General features: G+C 46.5%; 19 protein-coding genes. 8 read left to right on the forward strand and 11 right to left on the reverse strand.

Features of this window, described 5'->3' with window-relative positions; genetic code table 11:
* Positions 1–46: 46 nt before the first annotated feature.
* The 5 genes from lptG to CPG39_RS12215 form a co-directional block, all read right to left on the reverse strand.
* On the reverse strand, positions 47–1,105 hold the full coding sequence (gene lptG / locus CPG39_RS12195; protein ID WP_096293825.1) for an LPS export ABC transporter permease LptG: 1,059 nt from the start codon (positions 1,103–1,105) through the stop codon (positions 47–49).
* Complete coding sequence (lptF, locus tag CPG39_RS12200) at positions 1,105–2,181, reverse strand: LPS export ABC transporter permease LptF (protein WP_096293827.1); 1,077 nt, start codon at positions 2,179–2,181, stop codon at positions 1,105–1,107. Before lptF ends, lptG begins: the two co-directional genes overlap by 1 nt.
* Positions 2,178–2,990: a nucleotidyltransferase family protein gene (locus CPG39_RS12205; RefSeq protein ID WP_096293828.1), complete on the reverse strand. Its 813-nt coding sequence runs from the start codon at positions 2,988–2,990 to the stop codon at positions 2,178–2,180. Before CPG39_RS12205 ends, lptF begins: the two co-directional genes overlap by 4 nt.
* Positions 2,987–4,138 carry an N-acetyltransferase gene (locus tag CPG39_RS12210; protein WP_096293830.1) on the reverse strand — a complete coding sequence of 384 codons (1,152 nt, stop codon included), beginning with the start codon at positions 4,136–4,138 and terminating at the stop codon, positions 2,987–2,989. Before CPG39_RS12210 ends, CPG39_RS12205 begins: the two co-directional genes overlap by 4 nt.
* Before the next feature lie 90 nt (positions 4,139–4,228).
* Entirely contained in the window at positions 4,229–4,702 is a 474-nt protein-coding gene (locus tag CPG39_RS12215) for a hypothetical protein (protein WP_096293832.1), read from the reverse strand.
* Positions 4,703–5,132: 430 nt separating this feature from the next.
* Between CPG39_RS12215 and CPG39_RS12220 the strand changes: the two genes are divergently transcribed.
* The 4 genes from CPG39_RS12220 (at position 5,133) to folE2 (ending at position 9,032) form a co-directional block, all read left to right on the forward strand.
* The gene (locus CPG39_RS12220; protein ID WP_013648417.1) at positions 5,133–5,387 is read left to right on the forward strand and encodes an exodeoxyribonuclease VII small subunit; all 255 of its coding nucleotides are present in this window, start codon (positions 5,133–5,135) and stop codon (positions 5,385–5,387) included.
* A complete protein-coding gene (locus CPG39_RS12225; protein ID WP_096293834.1) occupies positions 5,377–6,270 on the forward strand; it encodes a polyprenyl synthetase family protein in 894 nt (297 codons plus the stop codon). The genes CPG39_RS12220 and CPG39_RS12225 overlap by 11 nt, the downstream gene beginning before the upstream one ends.
* A 41-nt stretch (positions 6,271–6,311) precedes the next feature.
* Positions 6,312–8,156 carry a 1-deoxy-D-xylulose-5-phosphate synthase gene (gene dxs, locus CPG39_RS12230; RefSeq protein ID WP_096293836.1) on the forward strand — a complete coding sequence of 615 codons (1,845 nt, stop codon included), beginning with the start codon at positions 6,312–6,314 and terminating at the stop codon, positions 8,154–8,156.
* A 66-nt stretch (positions 8,157–8,222) separates the two neighbouring features.
* Positions 8,223–9,032, forward strand: a complete 810-nt coding sequence (folE2, locus tag CPG39_RS12235) for a GTP cyclohydrolase FolE2 (RefSeq protein WP_013648414.1) — start codon at positions 8,223–8,225, stop codon at positions 9,030–9,032.
* Positions 9,033–9,056: 24 nt separating this feature from the next.
* On the opposite strand, the gene CPG39_RS12240 is transcribed toward folE2, so the two are convergent.
* Together CPG39_RS12240 and CPG39_RS12250 are read right to left on the reverse strand one after the other, a co-directional pair.
* Complete coding sequence (locus CPG39_RS12240; RefSeq protein ID WP_096293837.1) at positions 9,057–11,327, reverse strand: EAL domain-containing protein; 2,271 nt, start codon at positions 11,325–11,327, stop codon at positions 9,057–9,059.
* A 607-nt stretch (positions 11,328–11,934) separates the two neighbouring features.
* Complete coding sequence (locus CPG39_RS12250) at positions 11,935–13,539, reverse strand: ABC-F family ATPase (RefSeq protein ID WP_096293841.1); 1,605 nt, start codon at positions 13,537–13,539, stop codon at positions 11,935–11,937.
* A gap of 331 nt (positions 13,540–13,870) precedes the next feature.
* Here CPG39_RS12250 and CPG39_RS12255 point away from each other — a divergent pair, with 331 nt between their 5' ends.
* The 3 genes from CPG39_RS12255 (at position 13,871) to CPG39_RS12265 (ending at position 15,548) form a co-directional block, all read left to right on the forward strand.
* Positions 13,871–14,734, forward strand: coding sequence for an N-acetylmuramoyl-L-alanine amidase (locus CPG39_RS12255; RefSeq protein ID WP_096293842.1), 864 nt, complete (start codon positions 13,871–13,873; stop codon positions 14,732–14,734).
* Between the two features lie 107 nt (positions 14,735–14,841).
* The gene (locus CPG39_RS12260) at positions 14,842–15,066 is read left to right on the forward strand and encodes a hypothetical protein (RefSeq protein WP_096293844.1); all 225 of its coding nucleotides are present in this window, start codon (positions 14,842–14,844) and stop codon (positions 15,064–15,066) included.
* The gene (locus tag CPG39_RS12265) at positions 15,063–15,548 is read left to right on the forward strand and encodes a VOC family protein (RefSeq protein ID WP_096293846.1); all 486 of its coding nucleotides are present in this window, start codon (positions 15,063–15,065) and stop codon (positions 15,546–15,548) included. Before CPG39_RS12260 ends, CPG39_RS12265 begins: the two co-directional genes overlap by 4 nt.
* 50 nt (positions 15,549–15,598) lie before the next feature.
* Here CPG39_RS12265 and CPG39_RS12270 read toward each other — a convergent pair whose 3' ends face one another.
* The gene (locus CPG39_RS12270) at positions 15,599–15,745 is read right to left on the reverse strand and encodes a hypothetical protein (protein ID WP_197702880.1); all 147 of its coding nucleotides are present in this window, start codon (positions 15,743–15,745) and stop codon (positions 15,599–15,601) included.
* A 540-nt stretch (positions 15,746–16,285) separates the two neighbouring features.
* On the opposite strand from CPG39_RS12270, the gene CPG39_RS12275 reads away from it, so the two are divergent.
* Positions 16,286–17,532 (forward strand): IS3 family transposase gene (locus tag CPG39_RS12275; RefSeq protein ID WP_231990307.1). Its coding sequence is split into 2 segments (ribosomal slippage): positions 16,286–16,568 and positions 16,568–17,532, totalling 1,248 coding nucleotides; the frame shifts between segments, so codons are not numbered across the junction.
* Between the two features lie 100 nt (positions 17,533–17,632).
* Here CPG39_RS12275 and CPG39_RS12280 read toward each other — a convergent pair.
* The 3 genes from CPG39_RS12280 to CPG39_RS12290 all read right to left on the reverse strand — a co-directional run bounded on the left by CPG39_RS12280 (position 17,633) and on the right by CPG39_RS12290 (position 19,308).
* Positions 17,633–17,971, reverse strand: coding sequence for a hypothetical protein (locus CPG39_RS12280; RefSeq protein ID WP_096293850.1), 339 nt, complete (start codon positions 17,969–17,971; stop codon positions 17,633–17,635).
* Positions 17,968–18,480, reverse strand: a complete 513-nt coding sequence (locus tag CPG39_RS12285; protein WP_145956240.1) for a hypothetical protein — start codon at positions 18,478–18,480, stop codon at positions 17,968–17,970. The genes CPG39_RS12280 and CPG39_RS12285 overlap by 4 nt, the downstream gene beginning before the upstream one ends.
* 81 nt (positions 18,481–18,561) lie before the next feature.
* Positions 18,562–19,308: a hypothetical protein gene (locus tag CPG39_RS12290; RefSeq protein ID WP_096293854.1), complete on the reverse strand. Its 747-nt coding sequence runs from the start codon at positions 19,306–19,308 to the stop codon at positions 18,562–18,564.
* Between the last annotated feature and the right edge of the window lie 11 nt (positions 19,309–19,319).

The raw sequence follows: 19,319 nt of genomic DNA on the forward strand, positions 1-19,319 counted from the left end.
TTTAAGGTTATATCTGGGTGTGTTTTTTTCTATTTAATATTTGGAATTAATTAGTTCTGCGTAACCATACATTGGCTACCATAATTATAGTAAAGCCGGGTATCAGTGCTATCAGCGCTGGATTTAATTGTAATATCAAACCCGCATTTGCAATAATTTGATCGAGCAAGTAAACCGCGATACCAATCAGCGAAGCGAATACCAATTTGTTGCTCAAACCGCTGCGGATGGATCCAAAAACAAAAGGAATGGATAATAACAGCATTGCGATGGTCATTAACGCACTGCCGATTTTCCGCCATAATGCCAGTGCATAAGAATCCGCCTCCTGTCCGGTGCTGCGTAGAAATTCAACATGCCGGAACAACTCAAGCGGTGACAGGCTCTCCGGCGGTTTAGTCAATGTGGCGATGTCTTCCGGGCTGACAAAGGAAGACCAGTGTAAAGTAGTATGGTGAGCTACCGTGATTTGATTGTTTGCAAAAGTTCTGACGATAACATTGCTGAGTTTCCAGGTCTCATTATCGACAATTTCTGCAGTTTGAGCCAGGACATGGGCAGCTAAAAAGCCTTCTTCATTCAGTTGTAGGATTTCAATAGCGGCTGCTTTATTATTGCTGATGATTTGACCGATACGCAGAATATTCTTTTCATTGCGTGTCCAGATTCCCAGATTTCTTCCGAGTTCAGCACTTTGCTCTAATGCAATAGCCCGGTAAGTAATTGCTTTCTGTTGCAATTGCGGCGCAATGAATTGCTCTAAGATGGCAACGCCCAGCAAAAGTAAAATGCCGATACTTAGAGGTGCGAGGCTGATGCGCCAGGGGGAAAGTCCGGCAACCCGCATGGCAATCAATTCCGAATGTACCGCCAATTTACCCAGTGCCGTGACTGTACCTAATAAAGCCACAAAAGGGGCAATTTGAATAAATCTGCGTGGTAACAGCAGGGTGGTATAAAGAAACGCATCGGTAATATGATAAGTGCCTCTCCCTACATCGTCCAATTGATCAAGTAAGTCAAAGAAACTGAAAAGCGGTAATATCACAGCGATGGCAATCAAGAAGCCAATCAGTACCTGACCAGAGATATATCGATAAATCATTATCTTGAGCGTGATTGTTTTTGTCTAACAATCAGGGCATAAGTGATGAGTGCCAGTAGCATGAGCAGTTCCAACCACCATACGCCAGGTACGCTGCCAATCGTTTCCTGTTCAACCCATGTTTTTGCTAATCCGCTCAGATTATAGTATGCGGCGAAAACCAAGGCAGCAATGAGATAGGTTTTTTCCGTTTTGTCTTGGCGTGGAGCGGTATGAATGAACGTTAAAGCAATGAGCGCCAGTAGTACGGTAGCAAGCGGACGTGAGATGCGCCATTGCAACTCGGCTATGTCACGCGGCAGATCGGATTCCCACAGTGTTCTTGTCGCGGCCGCTTTGCGCCGGTAATTGGTAACAAAATCATTATCAATGAAATAGATCATCTTTTTGAACTGAATAACATCATCGGTGCTGGCGATGCTTGTCAACTGATAGATAGTACCTTCCGATAACTGAATGTGCGGTCTATCGTCTTCTGCTGTGGGTTTAATTTGTTGAGCTTGTTTGGCAATGACGATTTCACTGCTGTCAGGTTTCTTGATGTAGTGAAAAATATTTTGCATTTGTTTGTCCGCTTCATTCTTATTGCGTACATAGATTACCCTGCCACTTTTTTCGCTACCATAGAACCGTCCGGCTTGAAATCGATTGGTGTTGAGTTCCGCCTCTGCCTGCGCGTCGAGAATGTAGCTTTCCCCATAAGCCCAGGGACGAACATAGGATGACAACATGCCACTGATGATACCTACCGGTATCGCGACGCTCAGTACCGCAATAACAATGCGGTGGCCGCTGATGCCTACTGAACGGATAACATTCAATTCCTGATCTTTGTTGAGTCTTCCCAGACCCATAATGACTGAAATATAGAGGGCGATGGGAATTAACACCTCCAATGCGATCAGGGTTTTGAGAAAAACCAGTTTGATCAAACCGGCGATTCCCAAGGTTTCCGTGACGGCACCGGCTAAAAGTCTGGCACTGCTGAAACTGGCGAATAGTCCGATCAGGATGAGAATAACTACCGTGAAAGGCAGCATTATTTCCCGTGCGATATAGCGTTCGATTAATTTCATGATTCTGATCTGAGTATCGACTCAGCCAGTACCAAGTCTTCGACTTTATCCACGTCTACTCCGGCGCGTGGATCGTCCAGCATAATGGCTTGTATGGTTACCCCGGATTTTTCCGATACTGCCGTTAACGCCTGGTGCAATGTCAAGGATCCCAACAAATAAGAAAATACCGTTTTGAATCCGAGGGCTTGTGCAATTAAACGCCATGGGCGTTTGCGTAAATCTTCCGCTTTGCACCAGAATTTTACCACTGAGCGCCCTTGCGGCTTGAATGTAAACAAATTGCAACCACAAAATCCGCCATCACTCAAACGGATGACTGTGCGCTTGGCACTTGGGAATGCGCTCGCGATCACGTTCTGATTAATTGCACCGACTGTGGCATCGCTATTTACTGCGAGTGATTTTTGCAAAAAATTCTGCACAATGCCGGGCGTGAGTAAGGCATGATCGGCAGTGGTTAATAATACCGGTGTATTGCTGGATACGTGATTAAGACCACTCTCGGCGCTGCGGCTAGGAGAGTCTAAGTTGGGGAGCCACTTTACTTGCCCTGAAGCGATGCGCTGTTTTAATTCCGGGCAATGGGCGTGCAAGGATTCTGGAGGGCCGCATAAAATGACGCTGGAGATTTGATTACAAGCCATCAACGTATCCAGAACGCGGATAATCATCGGAATGCCGTCAACCGGCGCGAAGGCTTTGCAAGCCGCACCGGTATGTTGCGTGATAGGATCTTTGCCGGTGCGGTCGGCGGCTAGAACCAGGGCAACAAATTGCTGCGATGCCGGATTGAATGCATCGCTCATAATATTTTTTGGTAGATGCGATAGCGCTTGTACTGCTCACAACCCAGATGATCGAGAATATTGCGCATTGCCATGTTATCTTCCAGTATCCACGACATTTCAACTTCCTGAATACCGCGGGCGATGCCAGCTTGCCGGGGCGCATCAATGACCAGGCATGCCAGTGCCAGACCCATCGGTGTATTATGAAACTGTTTGCGTACTCCCATCAGCGGTATACGGCCTGAGCGAATTTCATGATTCCTTATGCTTCTGATGAGCTTGAGCCAACCGAATGGAAACAGGTTTCCGTTCAGCTTAGCTAAAACTTCGTTAAGATTAGGTAAACCCACCATAAATGCCGCAGGTTTGCCATTGACTTCGGCAATTTGGATGAATTCATCCGGTAGCAGCAGGCGCAGACTACTCCCCAGTTCGGCGAATTCTTCCTGTGTAAAGGGAATGAATCCCCAGTTTTCAGACCAAGCATCGTTGAAGATATCGCGTAGCATTTCCATTTCTTCATCAAATCTATCGCGACGGAGTGTGCGTATTGTAATTTGTGAGGAAAAGCGACTGATCAGTATCTGCATGATGCGTGGTATTTCAAAATCCACTCTAACCCGGTATGCCAATAAATCTTTGGCCGGATAATATTCCTGCTCTGTCAATAAGCGGTCATACCAGCGCGCTGAGTGCGGCATCATGATAACGGGCGGCGTATCAAATCCGTCCACCAGTATGCCGCATTCCTGATTTATTGAAAGATTGAACGGGCCGCTGATACGGCGAATTTGCCGGGAAGCTAACCATGCTTCCGCGTGAAGCATCAAAGCGGCAAACACTTCCGAATTGTCGATGCACTCCATTAAACCGAAGTGGCCGCTGTCTGTCCCGTAGCGTTCCTGGTGCAGCGAGTCGATTTGTGCGCTGATACGGCCAACGGGTCGACCATCCTGAAATGCCACCCAGGCTTGCCACTCACCGTGTTTAAAAAAAGGATTATAACGGGAGAAATGAAAACGTCGTTCCAGACGCAATGGCGGTACCCACATCGGGTCATTTGTGTAGATATGCCAGGGCACATCAATAAACTTACTCATATCACGATATGTCATTACTGGTCGCACCGTCACTAAGGGATTGCCCGGTTTATCGTGTTTGGTCATACGGTGTGAATATTTCTGTATAAATTCGAGGAATGTTAATTACGAATCAATTTGCTGTTAACTTGTATTTGATAGATCCACTCAGAATGTTTAAATATGCGTATGTTTGAGTAAGTTCGATAGTAGTTGATGAAATTCTATCTTGGGATCGAGTCCGGTGCTGGCAGGTTGATTCGTGGCAGTGGAGTTTTGTTCGGCTGCGGCAATCTTTTCATCGGTAAGGCTACGACAGAAATCACGGAAATTGTTCCAATCTGTGTTGTATTCACGTAAGCGATCTTGTGGAATGAATACGCGTAGTACTTCAAAATTATGATACATTTCCGGCAAGCGGGCGGTAAGATAATGGTTAATATTTTTGGGCCAGCGTTTATGCTCCGGATACATATCGGCAAACTCCTTTTCAATCGTGTAGCGAAAGTTATCGATGGCCAAGGCACGGCGCTTACGGTTAATAATATCCACCATAATAGCTACTATTCCTAATAAGCCAAATAATACAAATGGCCATAGTGGCACGGTTTCGAAATATCCAACAATTTGATTAATATTTTCGTCGTTCAATGTCGTCTCAATTTAAATGCATTTGAAATACAGAATGGGTTTTAGTATTGAAAATCCAACCCCTGGTATTTTACTGAAATAGGCGGTCATGATTTTGAATCATGATGTATATACATGGTTTAAATTTATTCTGAAGAGCAAATATTCACAATTCCAGCGATCTTGACCGAAGCCTGTATCTTGCCATAGTAAGGCCTATGTATCAATATTGCCGGCTAGTACAGTAAAATTGAGGGTAGCAGAGAGAATTGGAAGCGATTTCCCAAGTTATGAAAGTTAGCTTTGTTTGTGGGAGATGGTGGATAATTGAAACCGCTTTTGCTAAATTTGCATTGACCTCATATTGCTTCTTGCGTTATTTTTATCTGTTTTTTGTAATAAAATCACCTATGATTTTTATCAGTATCTTATTTGCTGGCTAAAGTTTTTTATGAACAAATCATCTAAACAAGCTGTTTCGTCTCAACCCGAGAGTTTTGAAGCAGCATCCGCCGAACTTGAAAAAATAGTGGCGGCTATGGAAGCAGGACAAATGACATTGGAGGCTTCGCTCTCCGCCTATCAGCGTGGTGCGGAATTGCTGCAATATTGTCAGGATAAATTACAAAGTGCGCAGCAGCAAGTGCGTGTACTTGAAGCCGGAATGTTAAAGAACTTTACCCGATCTGATAGCGATGAATCCTGATTTTCAGAGTTGGGCGGCTGCTTGTCAGGCACGTATTGAAACTTTCTTGGAGGCGAGATTGCCAGCCGCCGATTGCGTCCCTGAACGATTGCATAAAGCCATGCGCTATTCGGTGCTGGGCGGTGGGAAACGCGTGCGCCCATTATTATCATTTGCGGCGGGTGAGCTTGTCGCTGCCGATTTGGAACGCGTAACCGTGGTGGCTGCCGCCGTGGAGCTGATTCATGCTTACTCTTTGGTGCATGATGATTTGCCTTGCATGGATGACGATATTTTGCGGCGGGGAAAACCGACCTGTCATGTCGAGTATGACGAAGCTACCGCATTGCTGACGGGCGATAGCCTGCAGACGCTTGCGTTTGAATTGCTGGCGGAAAAGCCGCTGGCGGATATGCCTGAAACGCAGCTGCAGATGATTGCGCAGTTGGCATTGGCGTCAGGCTCTCGGGGCATGGCGGGAGGACAGGCATTTGATCTGGATAGTGTCGGTAAGATGCTCAGTTTGCCAGAATTGGAGTTCATGCATATCCATAAAACCGGTGCGTTGATTCGTGCTGCGGTGATGCTGGGAGCGCGGTGCAGTAGCTGTTTGAATGATGAACAATTGGCTCAGCTGGATCATTTTGCCAAGTGTGTCGGTTTGGCATTCCAAGTGGTTGATGATTTGCTGGATACCGAGGCAACAACAGCGACATTAGGTAAAACCGCAGGGAAAGATGCAGAGCATAATAAACCGACTTATGTCAGTATTCTGGGCATCAGTCAGGCACGCGAGCTGGCTGAGAAACTTCAGCATGATGCTTATCAAGCATTGGATGGTTTTAATGAAGCTGCGCTAAGGTTGCGTCAGGTAACTGATTTTATAATTAAACGTAAATTCTGATTCCAAGAATTTTTTCTACATCTTTTATTTTCAGGCATTGAATGTATCCATTGTTAGATACCATAAATTTACCCTTCCAGTTACGAGAATTGGATCAGAAGAAGTTACCGCAGTTTGCTAAAGAATTACGCAGTTTCCTGATAGATTCTGTCGCAAAAACCGGTGGGCACCTTTCTTCCAATTTGGGCACAGTTGAATTAACCATTGCTTTACATTACGTGTTTAATACACCTCACGATCAATTGGTTTGGGATGTGGGACATCAGACGTATGCGCATAAAATTCTGACAGGCCGTCGCAATGGAATGAATAAATTACGCATGCAGGACGGTCTGGCCGGTTTTCCACGACGGGATGAAAGTGAATATGACGCGTTTGGTACTGCGCACTCAAGTACTTCGATCAGTGCCGCGTTGGGTATGGCGGTTGCTGCGCAATTAAACCGGACTGATCGGCGAGCTATCGCGATTATTGGCGATGGCGCCATGAGTGCGGGCATGGCATTTGAGGCATTGAATAATGCTGGCGTGATGGATGCGAATTTACTGGTTATTCTGAATGACAATGACATGTCAATATCCCGTCCCGTGGGAGCACTTAACAATTATCTGGCCAAGCTGATGTCAGGACGATTTTATGCGACGGCGCGGCGTGCGGGTGAGAAGGTATTAGGGGTTGTTCCGACGGTGCTGGAATTGGCCAAGCGTGCTGAAGAGCATGTTAAAGGGATGGTGACACCGGGTACTTTATTTGAAGAATTCGGGTTTAATTATATTGGCCCGATCGATGGTCATGATTTGGATGTATTGGTTACTACCCTGGGAAATATCAAGCAGCTGGAGGGGCCACAATTCCTGCATGTCGTGACCCGTAAAGGCGCGGGCTACAAGGTGGCGGAAGAAGACCCCATTTTGTACCACGGGGTGGGAAAGTTTGATCCGAAAAAAGGGATTGTGGCCAAATCAAATGGCAAACCCACCTATACACAAATTTTTGGTGATTGGCTATGTGACATGGCAGCGCAGGATTCCCGTCTGATCGGTGTGACACCAGCGATGCGCGAAGGCTCGGGATTGGTTCGTTTTTCCGAAGAATATCCGGAGCGCTATTTTGACGTGGGCATAGCCGAGCAGCATGCGGTCACATTCGCGGCGGGTGCGGCATGCGATGGCTTAAAACCGGTTGTGGCGATTTATTCAACTTTCTTGCAGCGTGCCTATGATCAATTGATTCACGATGTGGCGATTCAGAATTTACCTGTAGTGTTTGCCATTGATCGGGCCGGCTTGGTCGGGGCGGATGGGCCCACGCATGCGGGCAGTTTTGATCTGACCTATTTGCGCTGCATTCCGAATATGACCGTGATGGCACCTGCAGATGAAAATGAATGCAGACAAATGTTGTATACCGCGTTTAAACTCGACACACCAACAGCAGTTCGTTATCCCCGGGGAACTGGACCGGGTATACAGGTTCAAAAAGAAATGCAGGCATTACCTATCGGACGCGGAGAAATCCGGCGTCAAGGGAAAAAAATTGCTCTGCTGGCTTTTGGCAGTATGTTGGCGCCTTGTCTGGCGGCGGGAGATGAACTGAATGCCACAGTGGTTAATATGCGTTTTATCAAACCGCTGGATGATGATCTTTTGGCATCGCTGACCGCGGATCATAATTTGCTGGTAACCGTGGAAGAAAATACGGTAATGGGCGGTGCCGGCAGTGCTGTCATAGAATCGCTTAACAGTCAGCGAATTCAAGTTGGCGTACTACAGCTTGGATTGCCGGATATTTTTATTGAGCAGGGCGAGCATGCGCAGATGCTTGCAAATTGCGGATTGGACAGCAGTGGTATCATCAAATCAGTACGAGCAGTATTGCCTGAATAATCATTAACAATCGATCAATTGCTTGATTTACGGTTAGCAGGGTCACTTGGTCGTACAGGAGAAAATATGAACAAACAGATAGATATGCCAATTGCCGATGTACAAAGCTCATTGGACACCCGGCGTATTGCGATAGACCGGGTTGGAATTAAAGCGATCCGTCATCCGGTGGTTGTGGCCGATAAGAATGACGGTGTACAGCACACTGTGGCGGTTTTTAACATGTACGTTAATTTGCCGCATAATTTCAAAGGTACCCACATGTCCCGCTTTGTTGAGATCCTGAATAGCCACGAACGGGAAATCTCAGTAGAGTCGTTTCAAATCATTTTGCAGGAAATGATTGCAAAATTGGAGACGGATTCGGGTCATATTGAAATGACCTTCCCCTATTTTATCAATAAGTCAGCACCCGTTTCGCAGGTAACAAGCTTGCTGGATTATGAGGTGACATTCATTGGCGAGATTAAAAATGGTGAATATCTATTCACTATGAAAGTCGTCGTTCCTGTCACCAGCCTATGCCCTTGTTCCAAGAAGATATCCAATTATGGCGCGCATAATCAACGTTCACACGTCACCATCTCGGTACGTACAAACAGTTTTGTGTGGATTGAAGATATTATCCAGATTGCTGAGAGTAATGCATCGTGCGAGCTTTACGGTTTGCTGAAAAGGCCCGATGAAAAATATGTAACCGAGAAAGCATACGATAATCCGAAGTTTGTTGAAGACATCGTAAGGGATATTGCGGAAGTTCTGAATCATGATGAACGGATTGATGCGTATGTCGTGGAATCGGAGAATTTTGAATCTATTCATAACCATTCCGCGTATGCATTGATTGAAAGCGACAAGAAACGGCGCAAGCAGTGAAATCGTGGTGGTTTACTAGGTCTGCTAGGATAAGAATAACTCTTCGATTTTAGCGGCACTGATGGGTTGGCTAAATAGATATCCTTGCACCTTTTCACAACCCAGGTTCCTAAGAATATTAAGCTGTTCTGAATTTTCAACACCTTCGGCGATTATGCCATATCCTAATTTGTGTCCCATTTCTATCATGGAACTGATTAAGGTTAGGGCTTGTTTATCGGCAAGCATATCATTAACAAAAAGCTTGTCTATTTTCAGGTAATCAACCTTAAGGTGTTTAAGGGAAGCGAAGGAAGAGTAACCTATTCCGAAGTCGTCGATGGCTAATGAAACACCCAGATTTTTTAAGTTTTCAAAGATTGAAAGATTCCGAGGATCGGTCTGAACAATACTTTCCGTAACTTCCAATCCCAGTTCAGCTGGAACAATGTCTACTTCTTCAATAGTACGTTTAATCAGTGAAGCAAATTCATTGTGTAGAAAAAGACTGGGTGAAATATTTACCGCCACGCGAATCGTGCGCATCCCTTTTCCTCTCCAATAAACTATTTGGCTGCAGGCTGTTTTTAATACCCACTCGGTCAATGGTTTAATCATTCCGATTTTTTCTGCTATAGCGACAAAGTCCAAAGGAGGAACTTGGCCTAATTCCGGATGATGCCAGCGTGATAATGCTTCAAAACCGAAGATTCTTCCGGTATTTACTTCGATCTGGGGCTGGTAAACTAATGATAACTGTTGCTTCTCAATCGCTTCTCTTAGGTTCTGCTCGATTTGAAATCGATATTCAGCCTTTTGGGTAAGTTCCATTTTATAAAAAGCGTACTGATTTTTTCCATTTTCCTTTGCCGTATAAAGCGAAGTATCCCCTGCTTTCAGCAGAGTTGATAAATCTTTCCCATCATCGGGGTAATATGCGATTCCAATACTGCAAGCGGGTGTGAGTTTTCTGGAATAAATCTCGATCGGTTGAGATATTGCATTAAGACAACGTTTGGCAACGTTGGCAGCGTAATCTTCTTCGACTTCTTCAATGAGAATGCAGAATTCATCGCCACCCAGGCGTGCAATAAAATCAATATCACGGCACGTATTTCTCAGGCGCTCCGCGATGATTTTAAGCAGCAAATCACCCGCATCGTGTCCCAGGCTGTCGTTAATATGCTTGAAATTGTCCAGATCAATGTACAGTAATCCAAAACGACGACCATGTCGGAAGGATATTTTAGTGACTTCTTCCATATGCTGAATAAAAGAGGCGCGATTGGCAAGTCCTGTCAGTTCGTCGGTATAGGCGAGTGTTCGGATACGTTTTTGCGCTTGATCCCGCTCCATGACGATACCTGTAAGTCTGGCAGCAGATATCAAGTCTTTCAGTTCTTTTTCATTGGGAAGTGCGGGATAATCGTAGTACATGCCAAAAGCGCCCAAAACTTTTCCACTTGAACTCTTGATCGGTTCAGACCAACAGCAACGCATGCCATGCGGTAGCGCAAAATGTTTGATTTTTTCCCACTTGGGATCCGTTTCGATGCTCTTTACAAGAACGCGTTGTCCCGTGAAAGTGGATGTGCCGCATGAACCGACACTGGGACCGTTTTCCAGACCGTGCACGGCTTTACAATATGCTTCCGGCAAGCTGGGAGCGCCACCGTGTAAAAGCTTATTCCCACTCAATTCGAGCATTGAGCATCGCATTCCGGGGTGGCGCGATTCGTACATGAGTGCAATCGCATCATAAATGTCTGATGCAGAATGACCTATCGCAATCATCTCGAGTATTTTGGCATATTGATTGTCAAATGCCTCTGCAATTTTACGTTCGGTGATATCCACATGTGTACCGACAAGGCGAATGGGTTTGTTGTCCGATTTGCGCGTTACCAGAAATCCGCGCGATAACACAAAAACCTCGTGTCCATCTTTATGATGCATGCGCATTTCAACTTCAAATGAATTCTTTCTGCCGTCGATATATTCCCGGGCTTTTTCGAGCACTCTATCCTTGTCATCGGGATTAACCAGATTTCCCCAGGTATTGATCGTATTCCCCAGATCCTTTTCTGCATAACCCAGCATATTTTTCCAACGGGGGGAATAATAGACTTCGTCAGTCTCAAGATTCCAATCCCAAAGTCCATCATTAGCTCCGCGCATCGCCAGAGAAAACCGTTCTTCACTTAAATAAAGTTCGGCGGTAAGTTTTTCTGTCATCAGTTTAATATCAGCAAGTCCGGTCTGTAGTCGCTGTACTTCTTCAAGTAGCTGAGATATGGATTGATTGTTATTATTCATGGCGATATTTGTAATACGAAGTAGAATTTACATCACTCAATAAGCGAATCGAAGATCGTGCTGTTGGTTTTCATAGGCTTATCGGAGAGGGAGGGATAACACGATCCGGAGTGAATGAATTCATGTCAGAATTCCTGAAGTTATCGAAGACTAAAAGTATACAGAACATCGGATCGACATAATAGTTTGAATACCCTAAAAGTTAATTTCTTACTGAACTGTAAAGGAGGTGGGTGCGAACCCGGAAAGATAAATGTATACATCAGGTTATGACAAGATCGTCTTGGTTAAATCCGATTTATTCGGACATCAAAGCTTATTTTCTTAAATGCAATATAAAATCAATAAGATATAAACGATCTGGATGTGCAGCGGTAGCAAAAAAATAGTCAAATATGGAGTTCTTTTCTGAGATTAGTGCACACAGAAACGGAAAACGACAATCTTCGTAGGTTGCAAAATTGATATATACAGCCGATAAAAAGCCGGAAAATTCTGTCAAGTCAGACGCTATGCGGCCCATTCAAGAGGGAACACTATTCAGAGCGTTGTCGGTTACTTGTCAACGGACATAGTGGGTTGGGAGAAGGCGGCAGAAATCTCATCATTACTCAATCCCTTGCGATCTCAAGTAATCCTCATAATTTCCTCTGAAATCATGAATGCCCTCCGGCTTCATTTCAAGAATCCGTGTAGCCAGCGAGGAAACGAATTCGCGGTCGTGGGAAATAAAAATCAAGGTGCCGGTAAACTTCTCCAGCGCACTGTTCAGCGATTCGATGGATTCCATATCCAGATGATTGGTCGGTTCATCCATCAGCAGAATATTCGGTTTTCGGAGGATCAGTTTGCCAAAGAGCATGCGGCCCTTTTCTCCGCCGGAAATCACGCGGGTGGATTTCTTGATATCATCGCCGGAAAACAATAATCGGCCCAAAGTGCCGCGTATTGTTTGATCGTCATCATTGCCTTGCCGCCACTGATCCATCCATTCGGTCAATGACAGTTCTTCTTCAAAATCAGCTGCATGATCTTGTGCATAGTAACCACGATGCGCCTTATCGGGCCATTTGATCTCACCGGAATCCGGCAGCAGATCACCCGCCAGACAGCGCAGCAGTGTGGTTTTTCCGATGCCGTTGGGGCCGATGATGGCGACTTTCTCGCCGGCTTCGATGTCAAGGCTAAAATGATCGAATAAAGGTTTATCCAATCCGGAAAACCCCTTGCCGATTGCCTTGATGGAAACAGCCAGACGGTGCAGCTTGTCCCGATCATCTACTTCAAAGCGGATAAAAGGATATTGTCGACTCGACGGTTTGACGTCTTCCAGTTTGATTTTTTCGATCTGCCGCGCGCGGCTGGTAGCCTGCCGGGCTTTCGATGCGTTGGCGGAGAAACGGCTGACAAACGACTGCAAATCGGCAATCTGCGCTTTCTTTTTGGCGTTATTGGCCAGCATGCGCTCGCGCACCTGGGTCGAAGCGGTCATATAGTCATCATAGTTGCCGGGATAGATGCGCAGCTCACCGTAATCCAGATCGGCCATATGCGTACACACGCTGTTCAGAAAATGCCGGTCGTGCGAGATGATGATGATGGTGTTTTTGCTGGTATTGATCACATCTTCCAACCAACGGATAGTATTGATATCAAGGTTATTGGTCGGCTCATCCAGCAGCAAAATATCCGGATTGGAAAATAACGCCTGTGCCAATAACACGCGCAACTTGAATCCCGGCGCAATCGCGCTCATCAATCCTTGATGTTGATCAGAAGGGATACCCACCCCAAGCAATAGCTCCCCGGCGCGCGCATCGGCAGAGTACCCGTCCAGCTCGGCAAACTCGGATTCCAGTTCGGCGGCATGCATATAATCGTCTTCCGTAGCCTCCGGATTGGCATAAATGGTGTCGCGCTCCTGCTTGATGCGCCACAATTCCGCGTGCCCCATCATCACCGTATCGATCACCAAACATTCTTCAAACGCGAATTGATCCTGCCGCAACATGCCCACCCGCTCGCCGTTGTCGACCGAGACATTACCGGATGTCGGCTCCAGATCCCGGCCCAGAATTTTCATGAACGTCGATTTGCCGCAACCGTTCGCGCCAATCAATCCATAACGGTTACCTCCGCCGAATTTAACGGAAACATTTTCAAACAGCGGCTTGGCGCCGAATTGCATGGTGATATTGGCGGTTGTAATCAAAACGGATACCTGCGGATTAGTGTTACAAGAAAGGGGCGCATATTCTAAACGTTTTTCAATGAGTCTGCTGGGTTATGGTGGGGGGTTGATACATAAATTCAACGGTCAATTGCATGAAATGGTGATTGGGGGTTATGCTCTATAAATGGAATTTCTGGTATATGAATCCAATACCTTCTGCCGATATTTAGCGAGGAAACTTAAAGCGGTGATAGTCCTATAAAAATAAGGAGATAGAACGAATTTTGCAGAGTTGGCTATTACGCCTGACGTAATAATCACGCCATTTTGGACGTATAATTCAAGTTATGTATTACTTGGGAGATAAGTCGTGCCTAGAGAGCTAAACGTGCGACTACTTAGCAATAGCGGTGGCACATCCATTCTTGAAATTATCAAGGTTGTAGTCACAGTTCTTGCAAGCGTTGCCATCCCAGCGGTCCTCTTCTTTGCGGGAAAATCCATCGAGGAATCAGCAAAATCTCGAGAGCTTGCACTGAAGTACATTGAGATTTCGGTGGGCATACTAACCGATCCTCCCACGAACGAAACCAAGAATCTACGAGATTGGGCAATAAAAAACATAAACGAATACGCCCAGATCAAACTCGAGGCAGAGGCGATAAAGGAACTTGAAACAGAAACACTTCCAACATCGACGTCAATTGCTGCGCCTCGAAGTCAGAATTTTTCAGTTCCGAGTGAACCGAGAAAGGTGAAATACGCCATCGTGACAGATACCGAAGTTTCTTCACTTGAAGCCGCGAAGAAGCTAATGGCCACTTCTGGAATCAACGCGTCCTACCACTATATTGTTGGAGTGGATGGAAAGATCGAGAAAATTGTCCCAGAGGAATACATTGCATGGCACGCAGGACGTAGTGAATGGAGAGGCGAAAAGAACCTAAACGCGGTTTCAATAGGTATCGGGCTAGTACACCTGGGTAGTAAAGATGGAAAAAACTGGGCGAATCTTCCCTCCAATCATCCGGCGGTCGGACCCAACTATCCAGTAGAACAGATAGACGCTTTGATAAGTTTGCTCGCCGATATTTCCCAACGCCATCAGCTTACTCCCGACGCGATTCTAACGAAGCAGGATATCGCTCCAGCTCGACGACGGACTGACCTAGCAGGCGCGGGAATCGAAACGGTGCGAAAGAAAGTCAAGGAATCTGAGCGCCGGAGTGAGTGATATATAAACAACAGATTCAAGCCGACGGACTTGCCTTTGCTTCGCTCAGGCAGGTCCGCAGCTGAATATATAACTTTAGGGTCAGACTCTATTGAAACTCACGTAATTTGCGTAAGGCGGAAGCTGAAAGTGTTCCGCCGAATGAGGTGATGATGGCACTGGATGACAGATCAGATTGCTGCCGATTTTCATTTGACGGATCATCCTTCGAGGCTCTGTCCTACGAAACTATGCGCTCCAGTGCCGCGCAACGACACGCCAAACCGCAATGCGAACACATTGAGGCCGTGCGTAACCGTGTAACCTCTAAACTCAAAGGAGATATAACATGACCAAGATTGCAAAGAACACGATCTGCCTCTGGTACGACAACGATGCCGAGGGTGCGGCGCGATTTTACGCCGAGACTTTTCCTGATTCGTCAGTCGATGCGGTGCATCGTGCCCCCGGGGATTATCCGTCGGGCAAAGAAGGGGACGTATTGACTGTCGAGTTCACCGTGATGGGCATCCCGTGCCTCGGACTCAACGGCGGGCCTGCGTTCACGCACAATGAAGCCTTTTCGTTTCAGGTGGCGACCGAAGACCAAAGCGAAACGGATCGCTACTGGAACGCGATCATCAGCAACGGCGGTCAGGAGAGCGATTGCGGCTGGTGTAAGGACAAGTGGGGTATCTCTTGGCAGATTACGCCGATTGCTCTGACGAAAGCATTCACCAGTTCTGACCGCGTAGCCGCCAAACGAGCCTTTGATGAAATGATGACAATGAAGAAAATTGATATTGCCGCAATCGAAGCGGCATTTCGCGGTTGAGATGCGAGCACGCTACGAGCTGGATTGCATGGTTTTTAGAATTATTGCTCTCAAGTCGCCAATTCTTCGTTCGGTAACGGTTCAAAAAAAACCGCAGTGACCGTGGCTTTGTCGCGCATGGCGCCGAATTGCCGCTTGTGCGGCACTAAAGCCACAGGGACCAATTTAACGGCGAGATTCTTTCCTTTGGCGATCACGACTTCTTCATCCGCGCAAGCTTGTTCGATGAGCTGAGAAAGACGGGTTTTGGCGTTGGTAGATGGTGTATGTTTTCATCGATTAACTCCAAGCTGACCAGGAATGATTAGTCAGGAATCATACTTTTTGCTGTGCGCCTCAACAAGAACAAAAAGGGTCGTACATCCTTCACCCGTCGACCAACTTTAACGTGTTTCAATATCCCGACTTGCGATTCCCCGTGGTCTTGCCACGGGGTCGTTTATTGATTAGGGTTTCGCTGAATCTGTTCTTCTTCATATTCGTCTTTCTGACAATAGTCTGCAACGAAGGACTCTATTTAAGCATGGTCCAATTGTAGGGGGATACAACTGATCCGCAGTTCAATGAAAACATCAAAAGCCTCAAAAGCCTCAAAAGCCTCATGAATATTTGATCTTGGCCATCTGGAATTTCTTTTAATTGCGTTTTCTAGGTTTATAATAAGAGAAATCGTTTGGTATAGGTGGAGTTGCCCCCTTTGAACGGACACATTATGTTCTGTTTAAAGGAGAAGAAATATGACACAAAACTACAAACCTGCCTACCCGGCGGAGTTTCGCCAACAGATGGTGGAATTGGTAGCATTAGGCAAATGCCCCAAGCAATTATCCAAGGAATTTGGTTGCCACTACACTTCGATAAAAACTTGGTGTCGAGCAGCAGGTGTACCAATTAGATCAAGCCAGACAATTGCTTCGGCTGCAATATCGAGTGGTCTCCCCTTGAATGTCAACGAGCGACAGGAGCTGATGGAATTGCGCAAGAAGCTCAAGCGTGTGGAGATGGAGCGTGACATATTGGCAAAGGCTACGGCCTGGTTTGCAAACAACAAGGATTGATTGGGAAGGTGTACCAACTAATCAAGGCAAATCAGGCGCAATTTCCGACTCGTATTCTATGTGAAACATTGGGTGTATCGCACAGTGGTTACTATGACTGGACTAAACGCACGCCTAGTCAGCGGGTCATTGCCAACTGTCGATTGATTGAGCAGATCATGGCTATATACCGTACAAGCGATTGTACGTATGGCCGCCCCCGCATTACTGTTGAATTAGTCGATCTTGGAATCAGGGTCAATCACAAGCGCGTAGACAGGTTGATGCGTGAAGCAGGAATTAAGGGAGTGAGCCGCAGGCGCGGCTTTATAATCACGACTCATCGGAATAAGCGTGATCGTCCTGCAGAGGATTTAGTGCAACGTCATTTCAAGGCAACTAGCATCAACCAGCTATGGGTTGCGGACATGACTTACATTCCTACCTGGGCGGGGTTCTTGTATCTGACCGTGGTCATCGATGTATTCAGCCGTAAGGTAGTGGGCTGGGCTTTCGGTGAAACCATGACAGCCAACCTGGTGATCAATGCTTTGAACATGGCGTTAATCACCCGTAAACCAGGCAAAGTGATTCACCACAGCGATAGAGGCAGTCAATACACCAGCGTTGATTTCGGCAAACGATGCAAGGAAATGGGCGTGCGTCCATCCATGGGCAGTGTAGGTGATGCCTATGATAACGCAATGGCTGAGAGTTTTTTTGCTTCCCTGGAATGTGAACTGATCGACAGGCGTTCCTGGAAAAACAAAACTGAAGCAAGACTGGCCATATTCACCTGGATCGAATCTTGGTACAACCCCACTCGCAGGCATTCCGGGCTGGGATACTTATCACCAAACAATTTTGAGAGAAAACTGAATGAGAAAAATCAAATCGCGATAAACTGCAATCCGCTTTCACAAGTTGAGACTCTCTCGACTCCATGAAAAAAATGTCCGTCAAATTGGGACAACTCCAGATCGTCCTTCGGATATCGGTCTATGAAGCTGAAAACAAACCGTCAAAACGATAAACGTACCTTCACCTTCACCGATTCGGCATCCGGCTCAATTTGTAACTGATCTGATACTCCGCGCCTTCCGCTTCGATGATGAGCGACGATTCCCGGCTGTTCTCATCTTTCTTCAATGCGGGAATCGTGGCAGTGAAGGGACCGTCGTCGTCTTCGCCGATATCTACTTCAAACACGGTGATGTTGAGCCGGTCGTTGAACGCAGTGTTTTTGGGGTAATAAGTATTGAGCGAGACCTTTGCACGGTTACTACGCGGCACGATAATTGCGTTAAAAATTCGCGAAAAATGCTCATTTACCCCGTGTAAACTCCGCTTTTTCGCAAATTTTTGCCTTATTCTCGTACCGCTCATGACACCGTGCAAAGGTCTCTGAGTATGCGCCGTTCGTCATCGTCGAAATCTTCGTCGGTGAAGTCGAGGAAGTTGGTGGCCATATCGTCGGCGGTTAGGGTGAGGTGGATTTCGTCCGCGCCAAGGCCGCTTTGGTCGTCGATGCTGTAGATTTCCAGGTGATTAAGATAGGAAATGCTGTAGCGATAGCCCGCCAGGAATTTAAAGTCCGTTATCTGGCTGCGTTTCAGTAGCATGTAAATATCCTTGATGTCGGCTGCGCGGTCATAGCCGATCAATGTGAGTTTGTCTTCGTTCGATACTTGCTCGAACGGCGCCGGGGCGGCGATGCCTTCGAACAGGCTGAGCCGGATTTTCCGGTTGAAGTCGTTTTGGATGTAAAACTCTACCCGGTAATGATTGCCGCTCAGTAATCGCTCGGCTAGCGGCGCGCGGAACCAGCATTCGTCGTTGGCGCCGTTTTTTTGACCCACCGACAAGCGCGGATCTTTGGGATCGTCGTTCGGCAATAAGCCGATGGCGAGGAAACGGTTCTAGCCGGTGTGCTTGATGAAAGAAAGAGCGATGTTGCCGGTGAATTGTTCTTCTCTTTACAAATAATGAAAAATACCAATTAATGATACGCCTCCCGTTGCATAGATGAGCGGACTGTCCCAGGTGTGCGGAGAAAAAGCCTCGGCTAAGGTAATCAGGGTCGGCATGAGCAGCAGTGCGGCGATAAGCTGGGTAGCGCTGAAATAGGGGTGAAATGCCAGTATGGCAATAACTGTCGTTAGCCATACGCATGCGCTGCCGACATAGCTCCGCACGTACTTCTGCTGGGTAAAAAGTGCATAAGTCGTATATTTTCTTGTGCCGAATTTTATCCCGACGGGTTCCGCCAGACCGTCACCGACGCCATTGGCAATGATGATGATCATCACGAGCGGCAGTATCTCACGGCTTTCGAAATAAACCAGCAACGGGATGAGTACCAAGTAACTGGCGATAAACTGCGTGTACAGCCAAATCAAGGTGAATGGCCTGTCTTCCGGCCTGTCAAACGAACAGAACATCACGGACAGTACCCTGAATTTATTGCGTAAGGGCGCTATAAAAAATGTCAGAAAAATAAATGCGCAGATAATATCGATGAAAAATGTTGTTGCGTTGTATGGATATTGAATGACGGATGACAGCAAAGTCGGCAGAAAGAAAAATGCAAAGTGATTGATTTTGCGCGTGTAGTTAACTCTGAAATGTTGATGAATGACGAGCAGTCCGCAGGCATAATGAATAAGAAAAAGTAATGCGTAGAAAATGGCGTGATGCAACCAGTATTCGAAGGGGATGGACATATGCGGATCGG

The organism is Nitrosomonas ureae, from assembly GCF_900206265.1.
Lineage (GTDB): Bacteria > Pseudomonadota > Gammaproteobacteria > Burkholderiales > Nitrosomonadaceae > Nitrosomonas > Nitrosomonas ureae_C.

Excerpts from the sequence above, each read along its gene's own strand:
- lptG (WP_096293825.1), bottom strand. The coding sequence starts at position 1,105 with ATGATTTATCGATATATCTCTGGTCAGGTACTGATTGGCTTCTTGATT.
- lptF (WP_096293827.1), bottom strand. The coding sequence starts at position 2,181 with ATGAAATTAATCGAACGCTATATCGCACGGGAAATAATGCTGCCTTTC.
- CPG39_RS12205 (WP_096293828.1), bottom strand. The coding sequence starts at position 2,990 with ATGAGCGATGCATTCAATCCGGCATCGCAGCAATTTGTTGCCCTGGTT.
- CPG39_RS12210 (WP_096293830.1), bottom strand. The coding sequence starts at position 4,138 with ATGACCAAACACGATAAACCGGGCAATCCCTTAGTGACGGTGCGACCA.
- CPG39_RS12220 (WP_013648417.1), top strand. The coding sequence starts at position 5,133 with ATGAACAAATCATCTAAACAAGCTGTTTCGTCTCAACCCGAGAGTTTT.
- CPG39_RS12225 (WP_096293834.1), top strand. The coding sequence starts at position 5,377 with ATGAATCCTGATTTTCAGAGTTGGGCGGCTGCTTGTCAGGCACGTATT.
- dxs (WP_096293836.1), top strand. The coding sequence starts at position 6,312 with ATGTATCCATTGTTAGATACCATAAATTTACCCTTCCAGTTACGAGAA.
- folE2 (WP_013648414.1), top strand. The coding sequence starts at position 8,223 with ATGAACAAACAGATAGATATGCCAATTGCCGATGTACAAAGCTCATTG.
- CPG39_RS12240 (WP_096293837.1), bottom strand. The coding sequence starts at position 11,327 with ATGAATAATAACAATCAATCCATATCTCAGCTACTTGAAGAAGTACAG.
- CPG39_RS12265 (WP_096293846.1), top strand. The coding sequence starts at position 15,063 with ATGACCAAGATTGCAAAGAACACGATCTGCCTCTGGTACGACAACGAT.
- CPG39_RS12280 (WP_096293850.1), bottom strand. The coding sequence starts at position 17,971 with ATGAGCGGTACGAGAATAAGGCAAAAATTTGCGAAAAAGCGGAGTTTA.
- CPG39_RS12290 (WP_096293854.1), bottom strand. The coding sequence starts at position 19,308 with ATGTCCATCCCCTTCGAATACTGGTTGCATCACGCCATTTTCTACGCA.